The 18,875-nt window shown below is 34.4% G+C and carries 11 protein-coding genes and 4 pseudogenes; 10 read left to right on the forward strand and 5 right to left on the reverse strand.

Annotated elements, in window-relative coordinates:
- Positions 1 to 39: 39 nt before the first annotated feature.
- Positions 40 to 1,371: an ankyrin repeat domain-containing protein gene (locus OOT12_RS04015; protein ID WP_264685170.1), complete on the reverse strand. Its 1,332-nt coding sequence runs from the start codon at positions 1,369 to 1,371 to the stop codon at positions 40 to 42.
- A gap of 325 nt (positions 1,372 to 1,696) precedes the next feature.
- Here OOT12_RS04015 and uvrA point away from each other — a divergent pair, with 325 nt between their 5' ends.
- Positions 1,697 to 4,510 carry an excinuclease ABC subunit UvrA gene (gene uvrA, locus OOT12_RS04020; RefSeq protein WP_264376433.1) on the forward strand — a complete coding sequence of 938 codons (2,814 nt, stop codon included), beginning with the start codon at positions 1,697 to 1,699 and terminating at the stop codon, positions 4,508 to 4,510.
- 51 nt (positions 4,511 to 4,561) lie between these two features.
- A complete protein-coding gene (locus OOT12_RS04025; protein WP_264375339.1) occupies positions 4,562 to 5,266 on the forward strand; it encodes a ComF family protein in 705 nt (234 codons plus the stop codon).
- 115 nt (positions 5,267 to 5,381) lie between these two features.
- Here the strand turns inward: OOT12_RS04025 and OOT12_RS04030 are convergent.
- Both OOT12_RS04030 and OOT12_RS04035 read right to left on the reverse strand, forming a co-directional pair.
- Positions 5,382 to 5,663 (reverse strand): annotated as a pseudogene (locus OOT12_RS04030) (transposase); the annotation flags it as partial.
- The gene (locus tag OOT12_RS04035) at positions 5,641 to 5,901 is read right to left on the reverse strand and encodes a hypothetical protein (protein ID WP_264377293.1); all 261 of its coding nucleotides are present in this window, start codon (positions 5,899 to 5,901) and stop codon (positions 5,641 to 5,643) included. The pseudogene OOT12_RS04030 and the gene OOT12_RS04035, both read right to left, overlap by 23 nt.
- Positions 5,902 to 6,146: 245 nt before the next feature.
- On the opposite strand from OOT12_RS04035, the gene OOT12_RS04040 reads away from it, so the two are divergent.
- From OOT12_RS04040 to OOT12_RS04060, 5 genes are all read left to right on the forward strand, one after another.
- A complete protein-coding gene (locus tag OOT12_RS04040; RefSeq protein ID WP_264376432.1) occupies positions 6,147 to 7,106 on the forward strand; it encodes an ankyrin repeat domain-containing protein in 960 nt (319 codons plus the stop codon).
- A 305-nt stretch (positions 7,107 to 7,411) separates the two neighbouring features.
- Positions 7,412 to 8,779, forward strand: a complete 1,368-nt coding sequence (locus OOT12_RS04045) for an AAA family ATPase (protein WP_264685171.1) — start codon at positions 7,412 to 7,414, stop codon at positions 8,777 to 8,779.
- Between the two features lie 320 nt (positions 8,780 to 9,099).
- The gene (locus OOT12_RS04050) at positions 9,100 to 12,315 is read left to right on the forward strand and encodes a glycoside hydrolase/phage tail family protein (RefSeq protein WP_264375336.1); all 3,216 of its coding nucleotides are present in this window, start codon (positions 9,100 to 9,102) and stop codon (positions 12,313 to 12,315) included.
- A 76-nt stretch (positions 12,316 to 12,391) separates the two neighbouring features.
- Positions 12,392 to 13,537 (forward strand): hypothetical protein, encoded by a 1,146-nt coding sequence (locus OOT12_RS04055; RefSeq protein ID WP_264376431.1) that lies wholly within the window; start codon positions 12,392 to 12,394, stop codon positions 13,535 to 13,537.
- A gap of 203 nt (positions 13,538 to 13,740) precedes the next feature.
- Positions 13,741 to 14,784 carry a hypothetical protein gene (locus OOT12_RS04060; protein WP_264685172.1) on the forward strand — a complete coding sequence of 348 codons (1,044 nt, stop codon included), beginning with the start codon at positions 13,741 to 13,743 and terminating at the stop codon, positions 14,782 to 14,784.
- On the opposite strand, the pseudogene OOT12_RS04065 reads toward OOT12_RS04060, so the two are convergent.
- Positions 14,781 to 15,182, reverse strand: a pseudogene (locus tag OOT12_RS04065) (transposase); the annotation flags it as partial. The gene OOT12_RS04060 and the pseudogene OOT12_RS04065 sit on opposite strands and share 4 nt — an antisense overlap.
- A gap of 74 nt (positions 15,183 to 15,256) precedes the next feature.
- Here OOT12_RS04065 and OOT12_RS04070 point away from each other — a divergent pair.
- Positions 15,257 to 16,489: an IS256 family transposase gene (locus OOT12_RS04070; protein ID WP_264685173.1), complete on the forward strand. Its 1,233-nt coding sequence runs from the start codon at positions 15,257 to 15,259 to the stop codon at positions 16,487 to 16,489.
- 35 nt (positions 16,490 to 16,524) lie between these two features.
- Here OOT12_RS04070 and OOT12_RS04075 read toward each other — a convergent pair.
- A pseudogene (locus tag OOT12_RS04075) lies at positions 16,525 to 17,358 on the reverse strand (IS256 family transposase); the annotation flags it as partial.
- Positions 17,359 to 17,456: 98 nt separating this feature from the next.
- On the opposite strand from OOT12_RS04075, the gene OOT12_RS04080 reads away from it, so the two are divergent.
- Together OOT12_RS04080 and OOT12_RS07465 are read left to right on the forward strand one after the other, a co-directional pair.
- Complete coding sequence (locus OOT12_RS04080; protein ID WP_264685174.1) at positions 17,457 to 17,885, forward strand: hypothetical protein; 429 nt, start codon at positions 17,457 to 17,459, stop codon at positions 17,883 to 17,885.
- A gap of 74 nt (positions 17,886 to 17,959) precedes the next feature.
- Positions 17,960 to 18,875, forward strand: a pseudogene (locus OOT12_RS07465) (IS5 family transposase).

Genomic DNA, 18,875 nt, shown 5'->3' on the forward strand with positions numbered 1-18,875 from the left:
CTGAAATAACTATATCAAAATTACCAGGAAGCGCACAAGTTAAGTTTTACAAGCATCATGTTGCATTGAGCATTGAATACTTACTTCTTTTAATTCAGTAGGTTGCGGTGATAGTGCGTATGTAACTCCACCGACTATCAATGAAGACATCACAGAAATTGCAATCATCAATAGAATTGGTAATTGGAAGGCTATACTAAAGGCAACACCTACTGTCAACATGATTGCAAAGTTTACAGAAGCAATTTTTAAGAAAGACAGTTGTGCTTTTTCTGTTTTTTCTAGTAATACTTTATTTGCTTTGGTTTTGCTTAATTCACTATTAAGTGTTGTATTTTTACTTTTTAGATCTTGTATTTGTTGTTTTAGTGATTGATTCTCTTCACTTAGTTTATCAAGTACTTCTAACCTATTCTCATGTCCAGCTACGTCACTCTTTGATTTTTCTAGTTCTTTCTCAACATGTTTTAATTCTTTACCTGGCTTTTCTAACTTCCGAATTTGGCTATCTTTCAACTGAACTTGAGTTTGCAGGCTTTCTAAAGTTTGGTTATCAACTTCATTAGCTGCCCCGTCGTAATTTATTTCGGAGTAGGAAGAAGTATCAAACGTAGTTTCAAGTGCTAAACCGTTGTCGTCACTACTAACGCTTTCGTCAATAGGAGTCTGTTTACCACTACATGTAGCACTTTTTCTTTGCGGTGACTCAAATTTTTCTACCATATTCTTAACACTAACACGTAAGTCTTGCTCACTTACTACACTGTCACTACTTTCGCACGTAACAGGAGCCTGTGCACCACTACGTATGGTATCATATTGTTTCACAGGATTTATAACATCTGCTGGTGCAGCAGTTTTTTTCTCATGCTTTGTACAAAAATTTTGTTCTGCTTCCTTTAACATTTTTACTATAGCTTCTTTATTTTCTATATTACCAACCACCTCCCTTGGAGTCTTATTTTTGCTTTTTAATGAAGGATTAACTCGATCATCACTTAGTAGTTGTTTTACCATGCTTTCATGTCCACAAGAAGCAGCAATATGCAAAGCAGTTAGCCCATCATTTTTAGAACCATCTTTTACTCGAGCGCTAACACTTGCTTTCTTTTTCATTAGAAATTCCGCTATCGAAAGATTGTTGCATGCTGCAGCAAGATGTAACAACGTCCAATCTTCTGCAGCTTCTTCTGAAAATTTTATACTAAATTGATGTTCTTTACTAAAATTTTTACTAAACTTGTTGTACTCTCCTGCATCTTTTCCTTTTAACTCATTCTTTATTCTTTCAAGTAAATTATCTTCATCCAAACCTCCACTTTTACTTACCTCATTTATTATTTCAAAAAACTTCTCCTTCTCTATTGCCATAACCTTTCCCTCTCAATTTATTTTTATCACTGCATAATCTCACAAAAAAGTTAAATTTATCAAAATTCTATATTTTATATAAAATAAAATTTCCTGTTTCCAAAAATTGGTAAGCATGTTTTTGATGAGATTGTAGAAAACATACTTTTATGACACCATTTGTTGTACGAACTAACTTGGCGAAAACAGATGTTCATATAGTTGTGTGGCAAAATGTTTTGCACTAGTTATGCTACTTCGTTTTCCATAACAGTTGAAAAAATTAGTAGCAAGTTGTTGTGAGTTTATGTATTTTGAGGCTGTAATGGTCAAAGGTACATGAAGTATGATCAGAGTTAAAGGTGCAAGAGAGCATAATTTGCAGGGTATTGATGTCAATATACCAAAAAATAAGTTAGTTGTTATAACTGGACTAAGTGGTTCTGGTAAGTCTAGCCTTGCATTCGATACGATTTATGCAGAAGGCCAACGCCGATACGTCGAAAGTCTATCGGCTTATGCACGTCAATTTCTTAATATTCAAGATAAACCAGATGTTGAGTCAATCACAGGCCTCTCTCCTGCAATATCAATTAATCAAAAGTCGATCTCAAAAAATCCAAGATCAACTGTTGGAACCGTTACTGAAATTTACGATTATGTACGTTTGATATATGCACGAGTGGGAATACCTTATTCGCCTGTAACTGGGTTGCCAATAACGAAACAGGCTGTATCTCAAATTGTAGATACTATTATAGCATTACCTTTAGAAACTAAAATATATACACTTGCTCCTATTGTGCGTGGCAGAAAAGGAGAGCACTTCAAAGAGATATTGGAAATTAAAAAGCAGGGTTACGTGAGACTAAAAATAGATGGTGAAACATACAATATAGATGACTTGCCTAAACTCGACAAAAACAAGAAACATGATATTTTTGTTATTGCAGATAGAATCTCCATGTCAGATGATATAGGAAATCGACTACCAGGCAGTATAGAATCAGCATTGAGGCTGGGCCATGGCTTAATGTATGCAGAAATAGTGAACTTACCTGATAACCACAATTCCGAGTATAAAAATGGTCAAACTTTAACTTTCTCAGAGAATTTTGCATGTCCTGAGTCTGGCTTTACTCTTGAAGAAATAGAGCCAAGATTGTTTTCTTTTAACAGCCCCTACGGTGCATGCAGTTCATGCAGTGGGCTCGGTAAAAAACTAAGTGTTGATGCAAAGCTAATAGTGCCAGACGAAACGCTCTCGATATCTGAAGGTGCTTTAAAGCCAATTGGATCAATGTTCCGTCAAGTGCATACAAACTATGGATTGCTAAAAAATGCAATTCTATCACTGGCTGAAAATTGCAAATTTAGCCTTGATGTTCCGTGGAAGAATATAGACCAAAAAGTGAAGGATTTAATACTTTTTGGCTCTAGAGAAATGAAATTTCAAGGTTTGGTCAGTATCCTAGAACGCCAGATGGATTACGATGCATCACTTATTGATAGGTATTGTTCTGTTACTGACTGCAAAGAATGTGCTGGCTATAGATTGAGAAAAGAAGCACTTACAGTGAAAATTGACGAAAAACATATAGGTGAAATATCAAGGCTCAGCATCGATGAATCCCTTAAGTGGTTTGGAAATTTATCAGACAAACTTACAGAACAACAAAGGCAAATTTCAAATAAAATATTAAACGAAATAATCAAAAGGCTGACATTTTTAAAGAATGTAGGGCTAAATTACCTTACACTTGACCGTGAATCTAGCACTCTCTCTGGTGGTGAAAGCCAGAGGATCAGGCTTGCTTCGCAAATTGGCTCTGGTTTAACAGGAGTGCTATACGTGCTTGATGAGCCCTCAATTGGCCTTCATCAATGTGATAATGATCGATTAATTACCACACTTAAAAATCTGAGAGACATGGGTAATACTGTGATTGTTGTTGAACATGATGAAGACACAATAATGGCTGCTGATTATGTGATTGATATTGGTCCTGGAGCTGGCGTGAATGGAGGAAAAATCGTTGCAGAAGGAACACCAGATCAGGTACAAAAAAATTCAGAAAGCATAACAGGACAGTATTTAAGTGGAAAGAAGGAAATTTCAATTTCAAAAAGAAGAAAGCAAACAACTCAGTTCATAAAGGTAGTTAATGCTTGTGAGAACAACTTAAAAAATATAAATGTTGAATTTCCTATAGGGAATTTTATTTGTGTTACTGGAATATCAGGAGGAGGGAAATCAAGTTTAGTGATAGAAACATTATATAAATACTCAGCACACAAGATAAATCATTCATCTGCAAGGCATGGTCAATGCGACAAAATAGAAGGCCTTGAGTATATAGATAAAATTATAGAAGTTGATCAATCGCCAATTGGTAGGACCCCAGCATCAAATCCAGCAACATATGTTGGTATGTTTACTCACATCAGAAATTGGTTTGCAGGTCTCCCAGAGTCGAAGGCACGAGGTTACAATATAGGCCGATTTTCATTTAATACCAAGGGAGGAAGATGTGAAGCTTGTAAAGGTGATGGGCATTTAAAGATCGAGATGCATTTCCTACCGGACGTTTATGTGAAATGTGAGCAATGTAGAGGACAGAGGTATAACCGAGAAACATTGGAAGTTACTTACAAGGGAAAATCAATTTCTGATGTGCTTGATATGACAATAGATCAAGCATGTGACTTTTTTGAAAATCTTCCAATGATAAAGGAAAAGTTGATTTCTTTACAGGAAGTAGGGCTTGGCTATATAACTCTTGGACAGTCGTCAACAACGTTGTCCGGGGGTGAAGCACAACGAATAAAGCTGTCTAAGGAACTATCAAAGCGATTTACCGGGAAAACATTGTATATTCTCGATGAGCCAACAACTGGGTTACATTTTGAAGATGTAAATAATTTACTGAAAATACTCCATAGGCTAGTTGATTTAGGAAATACTGTTATAGTTATTGAGCACAATTTACATGTTATAAAAACTGCTGATTACATAATAGATATTGGTCCAGAGGGTGGAGTAAAAGGTGGCGAAGTGGTTGCTGTAGGAACTCCAGAAAAAGTTGCACAGACTCCAAAAAGCGTTACAGGCAAGTATCTTAAAACATATTTATTGGATCAAGTATCGACTATTTCTTAATAATTAGGTTATGAGGAGCATTTTAAAAGGTATACATAACATATTTAATTCATGAATCTTCTCTTATTAAAAAAAGCTACAGATCTCATATTTCCAAACGTATGCGTAAGTTGTGAACGTATAATTGATAAAAGTTATGATTTATGTAGTGAATGCAATAAAAAAATCAATTTTTTAACTAAGCATTACTGTAATGTTTGTGGTGTAGTAATTCCAGATAACATTGATACATGTGGTAAATGCATCAGTAACCCTTCACCATTTAAAGTATTAAGATCAGTTTTTGCTTATGATGAACATAGCAAAAATATGATTATAAATTTTAAATTTTTTGATAATTTAAATTATGTGAAAGTCTATGCAAAGTGGATGTACACAACTAACAAAGACATATTTCAAAATGCAGAGGTCATAGTTCCCATACCGCTACATAAAATACGCTTATTTAAACGTAAATATAATCAAGCAGCATTGCTCGCGAAGGAATTAAGTAAGTTATCTAATTTATCTTATACACCATTTGCAATAAAACGTATTCGTCACACCAAACCTCAAGCTGGTCTTTCACTTAAACAGCGTGAAAAAAATTTGAAAAATACTTTTAAAGTAAGTAACAGCGAAATTATCAAAAACAAAATCGTGATATTGGTTGATGATGTAGTAACAACTGGCGCAACCGCAAGGTCTTGCTCTCAGGAAATTTTAAACTCTGGTGCAAGAGAAGTGAGAGTGCTATCGCTTGCAAGAACTGTATGAAAATCAGCTTTAAGGTATAATTTTCATTTTTGAAAACTGTTTAGTGTCTTAGTACTAACTTCTGTATCATTCCTCTTAAAAAAAAGTCTAGTTATAGTGTATACGGAGTCTATAATTATAGCTCTTTTTCTAATAGTTCGAATAGCTGAATATTCTTTCTGGCTAAATTTTTTATAACAAACCAATGGTTTGATTAAAATCAGGAGAATATGGAGGCAGATATATAACTTCAGCACCGACACTTTTAACAAATTCACTTATTTTCTATGAAAAGTTGCATTATCCAAAATCACCCAGCAAAAAGCTTGAACTAGCTATTAAAAACGTCTGTATCGCAATAGCCTTCAAAAATCATAGGCGCCATAATTTTTCCCTTATTCAAAGCTGCAATCATATTTTTGAATACTCACTGCATTCAGAAAAAAATAGGTACATGCTAGTGTAATAGCACTGGATGTAATAATTGGAACAAGTAAAAAAGCCTCTATTAGTTTTCTTATAGAGCTGGCTGGTTTAATGCTGTTATTATTCAATGATGCAAAATAATTTTCACTAAGGTTGGCCATCCATTTTGCGCCAGATAAGACCCCCTCACTATTTTTTTTAGATAAGTTGACTTGTATTTGCTTTCCCATGTTTATAATTATGCTAATAATAAATATGATAAGATCAATATAAATTTTTTACTTCCGTGTTTTTTCTATTGTTGTTTATAATGACTATAGTTACATCACATATTTCTTTCAATTAAATAGATCAGTTATTTATTGCAAATCACTGACTTTTTTAATGGATTCTTTTTCTAAATAATTTCCAAAAATGTGTTTACTTTTGTTTGTAATTGTGTAGTAACTGCAACGTAAAGTTATAGGAGGTAAAGATGGATTTTGAAAATCTGAAAAAGATATTAAGTGCAATTGATAAAGATGCAAGTGTAAATAAAGATAACGTAATTAATAAAATAAAAGAGGTATTGCGAAGGGAAGATACAATAGCGTATCAAGAGTGGGAAAATAAAAATTTTAGTATAAATCATACATTCATCCAAAGTGATCCTGATGCCGAATTTACATTATTAATTGCAGCTGCAGCAGCTGGCTGTAAGGATTTAGTGAATGTTTTATTAGATAGGCATGCGGATGTTCATGTAGAAGGTGAAAATAGAGAGACTGCTTTGCATCATGCCGTTTATAGTCGATGTGTAGGTGTAGTAAATGCTCTACTAAAAAAAGGTGCTGATGTTAATGTAAAAGACAGAAGTGGTAGTACTCCTTTGCATTATGCTACTTTAAGTAACCATGTAGAGGTAGTAGATGCTCTGTTAGCTGAAGGCGCAAGTGTTCATGTAAAAGATAGAAATGGTAGTACTCCTTTGCATTATGCTGCTAAAAATGGCTATTTAGAGATAGTAGATGCTCTACTAGACAGAGGTGCAGATGTTTATGAAAAAGATAGTTTGAAGAAAACTCCTTTGTATTATGCCATTATAAATCACCAAGAAGATACGGTAGAGAGTATAAAAGGGTTTTTAAAAAATAAAGTAGTTCAAGGTAGTGTAGTTGTTGGTGGCTTAGTTGCCATGTTAGGGAATTTTGTAACATCGACGCTTTTTATAACCGAGACAATGGAAATTACATTAACATCTGTTACGGCAGCAATAGCTGTATCTGCATCAACATCATTAACATCTGGTTATGCTAAATATCTAATGTCAAAATTCGATAACGAAATAAAAGAAATAAAAGAGCGACAAAACGTAATGGAAGGGAGGCAAAGCTTAACAGAAGGGTGGCAAAATGTGAATCTACAAAGCATACTTATACATAATGCTCTTTCGTAACTTTTTACTTCCGCACTTCTTTAGTGTTGCTTATAATAACTATAGATTTAGATCTTAATTAGAGGCTTTAATTACCTACTTTAAGTTATTGAATTTCTTATCATAGCATTTATCATTCCAGTACCCTGGAATGATAGAAAAAGAACACTGAATTAAAAATACAACATACCATCTTATATCTTAATACTGCATAATACCTCGATCATAGATTGATTAAGGATGCCTTAAGTTAGTCTTGCTTTACTATGAAAAGCTTGTACTCTTTAAATGTATTATTTATAAATTAACTGTTTATAAGCTAAAATATGTCTAATAGAGCTAATATAACTTTTTTTATAGCTGGTGCTATTGCTTCCCTTACATTAATTACATCTGGAGTTTTTGCTGTAGCTCCTTACGTTGCATTTTTATCTTCAGTTGCAGCTTTAAATATAGCTCCCCCTGTTATTTTTATTTTATTTGCGCTTTCTGCAGTAGTAATTGTGTTTTCATATAAAATGATTAAACAAAATAAAAAATCTCAAGAAAACTCGAAAGCTGAAGTCGAAGAGCCGAATAAAGGGTTAAGGAAAGAAGAAAATAAGCTAACTCCAATTAAAGAAGAATTAGAAGATGGAAAGGATAAAGAAAATAAATACGGGTTTAGTGGTCTAGAAGAAAAAGTTCATAGAATTTCAGAGAATTTTGTAACGAAAGATGAAGTGAATGGGTTAAAAAAAGAGGTTAGTGATCTTTCTGCAAGGTTAATTAATAGTCCTGCAACAAAAAATGAAGTAGAAGTAAAGTTGAATATAGCATTTTATGCAAAAGGTGAAGAAAGAGGATGGAATACAACATTTAGTGATATTATATTACCAAGTGACATAAAAGAAAATTTGAGAGAGATTTGTAAATCAAAAAGCGGAGGATATCTCTTAAATGGTAAAGGAGGGACTGGTAAGAGTAGTATTTGTGAAGCGATTGCGAATGAAATTAAATCTCAATTTGCTGTTATACGTATTTCTGCATCTTCCTTATGTAATATATCGAATATAGATCAAGTTTTTGAGAGGGCAAGAAAAAACACTCCTTGTATAATTATTATGGAAGAGATTGACGGCATTGGTCTAGATCGCAAGAGTGGTAAGAACAAGAATGTAGAATCTTTAACTCATTTACTCGATAAATTGAATAAAACCTTTCTTGAAGAAAATATAGTAATTGCCACAACTAATTGTGCGAATGATTTAGATGAAACACTAGTTAGGCATGAGCGCTTGAGAAAAATTGAGATTCCTGGGCTAGAGAAAGAAAGTATACGTAGGGGGATACTAAAAGAATATCTAAAAGAATTAAGCCAGAGAGATATTGAAACTATTGTAAATAATACTAATGGTTTTTCACCAGCAAATCTGATTGGTTTAGCCAAGTATATAGAAAAGGAGAGGGAAAAAATGAAAAGTAAAGGCAAAAGTACTCCTTTTTCCACTTTATGTAAAAATTTCAAGAAGGAACATAACATAAAAGATGAGCCAGATAAGAAACATCGTAACAGTAAAACTAAAAACGAGGGGTCTTCTGGAAGCTCATTCTCATCTAGAAGCTTATCTAGAAGCTTATCTAGAAGTTCATCAGTAAGCTCTTCATTGAGTGATGTATCTTCTCGAGGAAGTAAGCGGCAAATCGAGGAATGAAGAGAATTACTACACAGTCTGGGATGACGCCATGCAAGTCGAATCATGTCATTCCAGTGCTTGACAATAGTTTTTATCCAGAAGGGTCATTGAACTTCTAAAAGGGTGTCATTCCAGTACTGGAATCCAGGAATTTTTTGAGCACGTAAGTTATGCCAAGTTTTTTGTTGGTAAGAAAGGCTGGATCCCAGTACTCGGATGACATCCTTTTTTTCCTGGATACCAGTCGCATGACACTACTATATAGTAGGTCCCAATTTCATCCCAGTCTGGGATCTTCTTTCAAAAATTCAAAACAATCTATTAAAAAGGAGAATATTATGTCTACAATAATTTTATCATCAATTTTAAGTAAAGCGGGCAGTATTTTTGGGCCAATTGGCCAGATTGTTGGCTCAGAACTCGGTGCTCTGCTTGGTGCACAGCTTGATAATGCAATATTTGGTCTTGATGCCGAGCAAAAGATAACGCATGGGGCGAGGCTGAAAAATCTGCAAGTTCAAACCTCAACTTATGGCAAAACAATTCCAATTATCTATGGCACTGCTCGCATTGCTGGAAACATTATTTGGTCACAGCCAATAAAAGAGGAGGCGATAACCACTCAAAATAAAACAGGAAGAGGTATAAATATTACATATAACTACTATGCAACACTCGCAATTGCAATTTGCAAGGGGAAAGTAGAAAAATTAAATCGAATCTGGGCGGATATAAAATCGCTTAGCTTTGACCAAATAGATTATACTTTTTACCACGGCAGAGAAGACCAAAACCCTGATCCGTTTATGTTATCAATAGAAGGTGAGAAGAATGTACCAGCTTATAGAGGAATATCTTACATAGTCATCAAAAATTTCCCTTTGGCAGACTATAGTAATCGTGTTCCGGTGTTTACATTTGAAGTGCAAACTGCACTGAAGCTCAGTGGATTTTCAGTAGCAGAAAACATTAAAAATATCAATATCATACCAGGTTCAGGGGAGTTTGTGTATGATACGAAAATACAGAAGAAAATTGCACGAGAAAAAATAAGCAGTAGTCAATATATTCCCTATGGACCGGCACAAAGAGTAAATCACAATAATCACACAAAAAAGAGCGATGCTATGCTTTCTTTGGACCAATTGAAGGAAAGTTTACCAAATGTTGAATGGGCATCGGTAGTGGTTAATTGGTTTGCAAGCAGTTTGAATATCAAAGATTGTAAAATATATCCTGCAGTTGAATTTCAAGATGATTCTGCTATAGTGCCTGATGATTGGCAAGTGGGAAATATAACCAGGGATAATGCCCAGCTCATTTCAAAAGATAATCATGGCAATCCAAGATATGGTGGTACAGTTAGCGATGCAGCACTAATAAGATATATAGAAGAGCTGCGTAGCAGAGGTTATAAGGTGATGCTCTATCCAATGCTCTTGCTTGACACAAAAAACAAAGAGTGGCGAGGAAAATTGAGCGGTACTCCTCAGGATATAAGTGATTTTTTTGAGAATCAGTATAGCAAATTCATAGAGCATTACACGAGCATTGCCAAACAAACTAAAGTGGAAGGGTTTATAATCGGGTCTGAATTTGCGCAGCTCACCAGAGTGAAAGATGTAGAGGGTCACTATCCTGCAGTAGCAGAGCTAGTTAAAGTTGCAAAGCAAGTAAAATTTCAGCTTGGAAAAGAAGTAAACGTAACTTACGCTGCCGATTGGAGTGAGTATCATTCATATGATGGTTGGTATAATATGGATGAACTATGGTCTTCACAGTTCATCGATGTTATTGGCATAGATGCTTACTTTCCACTCACCGATGGCCCAGAACCTCCTTTTGGCTATTCCGCGAAAGATGTAACGGGTGGTTGGAGCAGTGGGGTAGGGTATGATTATTTTTACGATTACTCAAAAAGTGATCCTGAGAAAATAAAGTATAATGACAGCGAATATGCGTGGAAAAATATCGAGAAATGGTGGAGTGAAGTTCATGTAAATCCAGGTGGTAGTAAAACAAAATGGCAACCAAAAATGAAGAAAATATGGTTTACCGAATATGGATTTCCCAGTATGAACGGCTGCACTAATGAGCCCAATGTGTTTGTTGATAAAGGTAGTATAGAGAGTAAATATCCACGATACTCAAACGGAGAGGTGAGCTTTCTTTCGCAGAAAACTGCGATCGAAGGAACATTAAAAAAGTGGCAAAGCTCAGAAATGGTGGAGAAAATGTTCCTCTGGGCGTGGGATGCAAGGCCATTTCCTTATTTTCCCAACTTGTGTGATATGTGGACTGACTGCCATAATTGGCAAACAGGGCACTGGATTCAGGGAAAAATTTCACAACTTAATGTTTCCGATGTTTTGTCTGATCTGTTGCAAAAGGTAGGTCTCAAAGGCGATCAGTTTGATACAAGTGATGTTAAAGGATTACTATCTGGGTATGTAATAAATGATCAGCAACCCGTACGCTCAATTATTAAAATGCTGCGAAGGTGCTATTTTTTTGATGTGGTTGAACAGAACTCAAAACTGAAATTTATTCAAAAGGGCAGGGGAGTGAAAACTGAAATACCAATTGGCGAGATGGTTACCAATAACGTTGCAAAACTTGTTAATATTAGTCAGCTAGATTTAAATAGTAAAGTCAATGTTGTTTATTTTAACCGCAATTTTGGCTATCCAATTGATGTGAAATATGCTGAACTGCCAAAGCAGGGCAATGCTGCAACAGTTCCAATACCGCTCATTATGGAGGAAGGGGAGGCGCAAAATATAGCTGAAGTTTTACTTTATTCTGCGTGGCAAGAGAGAAATATATACAACTTTAAGCTACCGATAAAATATGCATGGCTTTTACCAAGTGATGTCATAGCAATTTCAGATGGCGAGAAAAGACATACGATGAGAATTATAAAAACAAAGTTTGAAAGCATGTCCATTCAAGTAATGGGAGTTGGTTATGATCCCTCTATATACAAGCTCTCCTTTCCTTCAACAAGATCACTTATGCTTAAAGAATACCCTCCTTCTCACATCAGTAAATCTATCGTAGAAATGATAGATTTACCGTATATTAAAGATAATATCGCAAGCTTTACTTTAATTAGTGAAGAGGAAAGTTGGAAAGGAGCAACGCTCTTTATTTCGTATGATGATAAAAATTATAAGCCCATCGCGAGCGCAAATATACAATCTACTTACGGATATGTAATCGAATTTACCGATGAGGGAATTACAGTAGTACTGCGTTTTGGTAAGATAGACGTCATGAGTCCAACTGTGTTAGCGCTGGTTGGAAAAGAGGTAATAAAATTCGAAAGAGCAAAGCTCATAGGTAAGAATAAATATCAGCTTATCGACCTAATTAGAGGCCAAGAAGGTACTAAGAAATATGAACACACCACAGGTGAAAAATTTATTCTACTTGATCATTCAATAATTTCTTTTGAAGTGCAAAAAGGGAGAAAGTTTTATCTTAAGGCAGTCACTTACGGTGATTCATTGGATAATACGAAAGCGAAACTATTGATCAAGAACTTCAGCTAACCAACAGGTATATTGATTTACATTTTATTAAAAAATCCACTATAATATTAATATAGCAATATAATGAGGTAAAATTATGACTAATAGTGTAAATCAATTATCAAATAAAGCACCAATAATACTAACATGGGTGCCAAGAGTGCATGGTGCATCTTTACCGAATGGTAAAAATACTACCCTTAATTATTTAGAAATAATTAAAAATCATAAATTAACAAATAAAGAGGAGAGGGACATATATTTGGTTATCAATGGTCCTGGATTTGAAGAAAATCAAATAGATAGTTTAAAACATGAGCTGAAAGGAATTGAAGGAGTACATGTTGTAGACTTACACCAATATGACTGGAGCGGAATAGATGAAGGATGGAAAATAGACGGCAAAGATATTAGCATAAAGGACTTCTTTAAGAATATGTATAATATGTCAGAGGAGCAAAGGATGTATTTTGCCGTTGAAATAGATACCTTTAGATTGATTGCTCTGTCACTCTTAAAGCAGTTTACGGAACATGAGGGTGGAATATATATAGACTTTGATTCTTTAAAAGCCATTGACACTCATATAGGGAAGGATATAACAATTCCTGAGGGGATATTGTTGGGACCGATTGTTGTAGGTATTAACGATAGTGGAAAAATCGTTTATACACAGTTAAATAATGACTTAATTGCGATAAATGATTTAAGCATAGCAGTTGATATCTTATCTAAGTATAAAAGTGAAATACTAAGTCAAAAAGAAATGTGCGGTAAATTAGTAGAGTATTTACCTTCAGCTATAATTAAACTAGGTGATTGCATCAGTATGCTTGAAAAAGAGGAAGAGATGAAAAAGGAAGAAGAGAAAGATGAAATAAAAAGGATTATCAAAGAAGTGAAGAATCAGAAAGAGTATGCAGAAAGGTGTGTAGAAGATTTAAGCAATGGTAGAATAGCGACGTTATATGAACAAGCTTTTTTTCCCTTCCTTACCCAATTTGGAGCAAATTTAGGTCAACGAAATGTTGTGAGGATAGTGCATGATAAATTAATTGGTCAAGAAGAAAGCAAATGGAAGTCATTTGCTTTTGGAGAGAACAATGGTAACTATAGAATGACTCCAGCAGAAAGTGATTTATCCTGGATGAAAGGAAAAGATCTATACCATGAACGAGTAGATAACAAGCTGGAAGGAGCAGAAGTAGACAGGGTAGCAATGGGAGAGCTATCACTTATATAGCATTGATTAAAGAACTTTCTAGTATCGTCGATTCGGTGCTAGAAAATTCAGTAAAGTAGTTAAAATATTAGCTGAAAAATAATTTTCTTCGAAACAGTCACCTACATATAGAAACGAGAATGTTTAAGCCCCTAGGAGATTTTATTTGTACGCCGCTAAAATTTCATTATAATATGAGTATATTAATGTGTTGAGGTAAAATAATGATCGGTAATGTAAAAAAATTATCAAATGAAGCGCCAATAATACTAACTTGGGTACCAAGAGTATATGGTGCATCTTTACCAGATGGTAAAAACAGTGACCTTAATTACTTAGATATAATAAAAAATCATAAATTAATAAATAAAGAAGAGAGGGATATATATTTGATTATCAACGGTCCTGGATTCAAAGAAAATCAAATAGATGATTTAAAATGTAAACTGAAAGAATTTGAAGGAGTACATGTTATAGACTTGCATCAGTATGACTGGAGCGAAATAGATCAAGGATGGAAGATAGATGGAGAGGATATCAGTATAAAGGAATTCTTTGAGAATATGTATAATATGGAAGAAAAGCAAAGGATGTATTTTGCCGTTGAAATAGATACCTTTAGATTGATTGCTCTGGCACTCTTAAAGCAGTTTACGGAACATGAGGGTGGAATATATATAGATTTTGATTCTTTAAAAGCCATTAACCTTCATATAGGGAAGGATATAACAATTCCTGAGGGAATTTTGTTAGGGCAAATTACTGCACATGTTGATCAAGAGAACGGCAAAATTATTAAAACGAATTTAAATAATGACTTGATTGCAGTAAGTTGTTCACGTATAGCGATTAATATTTTATCTCAATATAAAAGAGAAATACTGAGTCAAGAAAAAATGTGCTATGAGTTAGCAGAGCGTTTATCTAATTTTGCGAAAAAAGAAAAAAAACGTTTTTTTGATATTTATAAAGGATTGAGAGAGAAACAGCTGTTAGATAATGAAGCGAAGAAAAAAGGGAAGAGTGTTATAGAGGAATTAGATAAGATAGAGCGCAAAATAGTTGATCTAAGAAATGGTAAGATAAGAGAATTATATGAGCCGCTAGTATGTCATTATTCTAGGTATCGTGAAGTAGGTTTAAATTTAGGTCAATTTTATACCGTAGAAATGGTTCGTAATGAATTAATCGGTCAAGACAAAAGCAGACTAGGGTTATTTTCTTTCGGAGGGGAACGTTCAAAAAAGTGTGTCAAGCCGCATTTTTAGTTCAACTCAATTTTCAATCTATCTGGAAAGAAAATATCAAGTTGAGACATAGTTAAAGCCCAATTAGGGAGAGCCATAATCCACTTTTGCTCTACCTTTTTTATAGCACAATATACCTGTTTGTACAAGGCATTTGTACTAGTAAATGAACCCTTAGTTTTAGTAAATTTCCTGATTTGTCTATGCAACCCCTCAATTGGATTGGTGGTGTAAATCAGCTTCCTAACTTGCCCAGAATACTTAAAATAACTGGATAAGTTTTCCCAATTGTTCTGCCAGGATTTTATAACTAAAGGATACTTCTCTCCCCATTTTTCTTCCAGCTCAAGCAGATAATTCTCAGCGATCTCTTTACTTGAAGCACGATATATTTTTTTCAAATCATTCATGAAAACTTTTACAGGGAACGTTCAAAAAAGTGTGTCAAACCGAAAAAAAAGTAATAAATTGATATAAAAAATGGAGGTTTGATATGGGTCAAGCAAATAGAACTACTGGTTTGGTAGATTATAAAGAATTAGAAACAAATATCCTGTCATCTATACGAGAAGGAAGACCATTGACAGGAAGAGATGGAGCATTAACACCGTTTATAAAAAGGTTGCTAGAGGCAAGTCTGGAAGGTGAAATAGAAAGCCACATGTCAGCTAAAAGTGAAGAAAATAACCGAAGAAATGGAAGGAATGCAAAAACTTTACGTACAAGTTCAGGCTCATTTGAACTATTAACACCAAGAGACAGAGAAGGAAGCTTTGAACCGCAAATAGTCAAAAAAAGGCAAACAAGCCTACATCCAGAACTTGAAGCAAAGGTCTTAAGCACATATGCCAGTGGCATGGGATACAGAGATATAGCTTCACATGTTGAGGAAATATATGACCACAAAATATCAGCAGCAGAGATATCCAGTATTACTGATAAACTGCTACCAGTAATCAATGAATGGCGCAGCCGCCCACTGCAATCAGTGTATCCAATAGTGTTTATGGATGGCATGTTCTTTAAGGTCAAGGAGGACGGACATTGTATAAGTAAATGCATGTATAATATATTGGGCATAAATCAAAATGGCAGAAAAGAAGTATTAGGTTTTTATTTGGCTGAAAGTGAAGGAGCTAACTTCTGGTTGGGAGTTCTAAATGACCTAAAAGAGCGAGGAGTAGAAGATATTCTAATTGCCTGCATTGATGGGCTAAAAAGCTTTCCTGCGGCTATAAATAGTGTGTTTCCTAAGGCAGAAGTACAGCTATGTATAGTGCATCAGATAAGGAATTCACTGAAATATGTATCTAGCAAAGATGTAAAAGTTTTCATGAATGATTTGAAAAAAATATATCGTGCTTCAAGTAAAGAGATCGCTGAGAATTATCTGCTTGAGCTGGAAGAAAAATGGGGAGAGAAGTATCCTTTAGTTATAAAATCCTGGCAGAACAATTGGGAAAACTTATCCAGTTATTTTAAGTATTCTGGGCAAGTTAGGAAGCTGATTTACACCACCAATCCAATTGAGGGGTTGCATAGACAAATCAGGAAATTTACTAAAACTAAGGGTTCATTTACTAGTACAAATGCCTTGTACAAACAGGTATATTGTGCTATAAAAAAGGTAGAGCAAAAGTGGATTATGGCTCTCCCTAATTGGGCTTTAACTATTTCTCAACTTGATATTTTCTTTCCAGATAGATTGAAAATTGAGTTGAACTAAAAATGCGGCTTGACACACTTTTTTGAACGTTCCCCTTTTACATCTTTGCTAGATACATATTTCAGTGAATTCCTTATCTGATGCACTATACATAGCTGTACTTCTGCCTTAGGAAACACACTATTTATAGCCGCAGGAAAGCTTTTTAGCCCATCAATGCAGGCAATTAGAATATCTTCTACTCCTCGCTCTTTTAGGTCATTTAGAACTCCCAACCAGAAGTTAGCTCCTTCACTTTCAGCCAAATAAAAACCTAATACTTCTTTTCTGCCATTTTGATTTATGCCCAATATATTATACATGCATTTACTTATACAATGTCCGTCCTCCTTGACCTTAAAGAACATGCCATCCATAAACACTATTGGATACACTGATTGCAGTGGGCGGCTGCGCCATTCATTGATTACTGGTAGCAGTTTATCAGTAATACTGGATATCTCTGCTGCTGATATTTTGTGGTCATATATTTCCTCAACATGTGAAGCTATATCTCTGTATCCCATGCCACTGGCATATGTGCTTAAGACCTTTGCTTCAAGTTCTGGATGTAGGCTTGTTTGCCTTTTTTTGACTATTTGCGGTTCAAAGCTTCCTTCTCTGTCTCTTGGTGTTAATAGTTCAAATGAGCCTGAACTTGTACGTAAAGTTTTTGCATTCCTTCCATTTCTTCGGTTATTTTCTTCACTTTTAGCTGACATGTGGCTTTCTATTTCACCTTCCAGACTTGCCTCTAGCAACCTTTTTATAAACGGTGTTAATGCTCCATCTCTTCCTGTCAATGGTCTTCCTTCTCGTATAGATGACAGGATATTTGTTTCTAATTCTTTATAATCTACCAAACCAGTAGTTCTATTTGCTTGACCCATATCAAACCTCCATTTTTTATATCAATTTATTACTTTTTTTTCGGTTTGACACACTTTTTTGAACGTTCCCTCAAGACATTGTCGAACTTCTTTTGAATGTGTCTGGTATAGACCAAAACATTAAAAATAATCAAGGTAAAACTCCACTCGATATTGCTAAGCAATCCAATAAGGAAAAGATTATTGAAACTTTAGAAGAACATTTAACAGAATCTTCTAATCAAGCAGAAAGACTTTCTGCGCAAGGAAAGGAAGTGCATGAAAAGCTCAGAAAGTTTGTTGAAGATTTTGTTTTTATTTATGAACGCTCTTTATCAGAGTACTATGAGAGACTAGAAAATCAAATAGGAAAGCCAGGTAAATGGGCTGAGTTTGCTAATAAAATAATGGATATAGGAAAAAGTGGAACAGAAGACATAAAAATAAAGGCCTTTTCTCTTATTGGAATTAAAGTTCTTCAAGAAGCAATATTCAGCATTGGTAGTAGTTATAATAGAGCAGAGCTGGCTTTGTTGAATAGCGAGTAGAGATGGGAGAAAAAAAGGGAGAAAATCTAAAGAAAGTGGTTACTCTATTAAGAAATGAACATTTTGTAGAGTATATGCCACAGAAGATGAAAGTCAGTAATCATAAAGAGTATAATCAATTTTTAGAAAAAAGAGGAAATGTCTTTCATTTTATCGATGAAGCTATAGAAAACTGGTACGAAAGTTCAGAAAAAATTCCTGGAGATTTATAGCGATAAGGTTGTTATTGCAGTACATATAGTTGTGAATCTATTTAGAATAGGCTTAAGGCAAGCAGTTGGATTTATAAAAGGATATTTACAAAGTATAGTGAAGAATCTCCAAGTATTCACAAGCTTCTCGTCAAACTTAATTTGAAATTATGTGACCACAGAACAGATAAAAATGACATAGAGAATATTGAAATTGCTATAGATAGTACTGTAATCCATATTTATAGTAACAGTACTCAACATAACAAAGATAACGCCAAGATAAGGAAGTATAATGGTACAGATCAAATAAGAAAGCTACATGTTGCTTTGGACGAAAACAGCAAAAAGGCAATAGCAATTCGATATACTAATTTTCTTTCACATGATAGCATCTAAAATACTAAAGGAAATGGGTGATATCTATAAGATTAAGTCTCTTTGTGCAGATGGAGCTTATGATACAATAAGTTTATATAAATTATGCAATAAATATAATTTGAAACCAATTATAAAGCCAAGAAAGAATGCAAAAATCTGTAACAATATAGACCACTTCTCGGAAAGAAATAACAACATTAATATAAGAAAAAGATGCAATCTAACTCAATGGAAAAGGCAGACAGGGTATGGAATACGGTCACGTATTGAGAGTTTTTTCTTTAGACTCAAAAAAACATTTGGATTTAGTTTTAAGAATAAATCTGAGATAAACCGCTCTTAAGAGATGCTCTTAAAATGCTACTTGATTAACAAATTTTCTGATATCGGTATGCCTATTTTCGAACTTATCTCATAA

Source organism: Wolbachia endosymbiont (group B) of Parapoynx stratiotata (genome assembly GCF_947250635.1).
Taxonomy (GTDB): domain Bacteria; phylum Pseudomonadota; class Alphaproteobacteria; order Rickettsiales; family Anaplasmataceae; genus Wolbachia.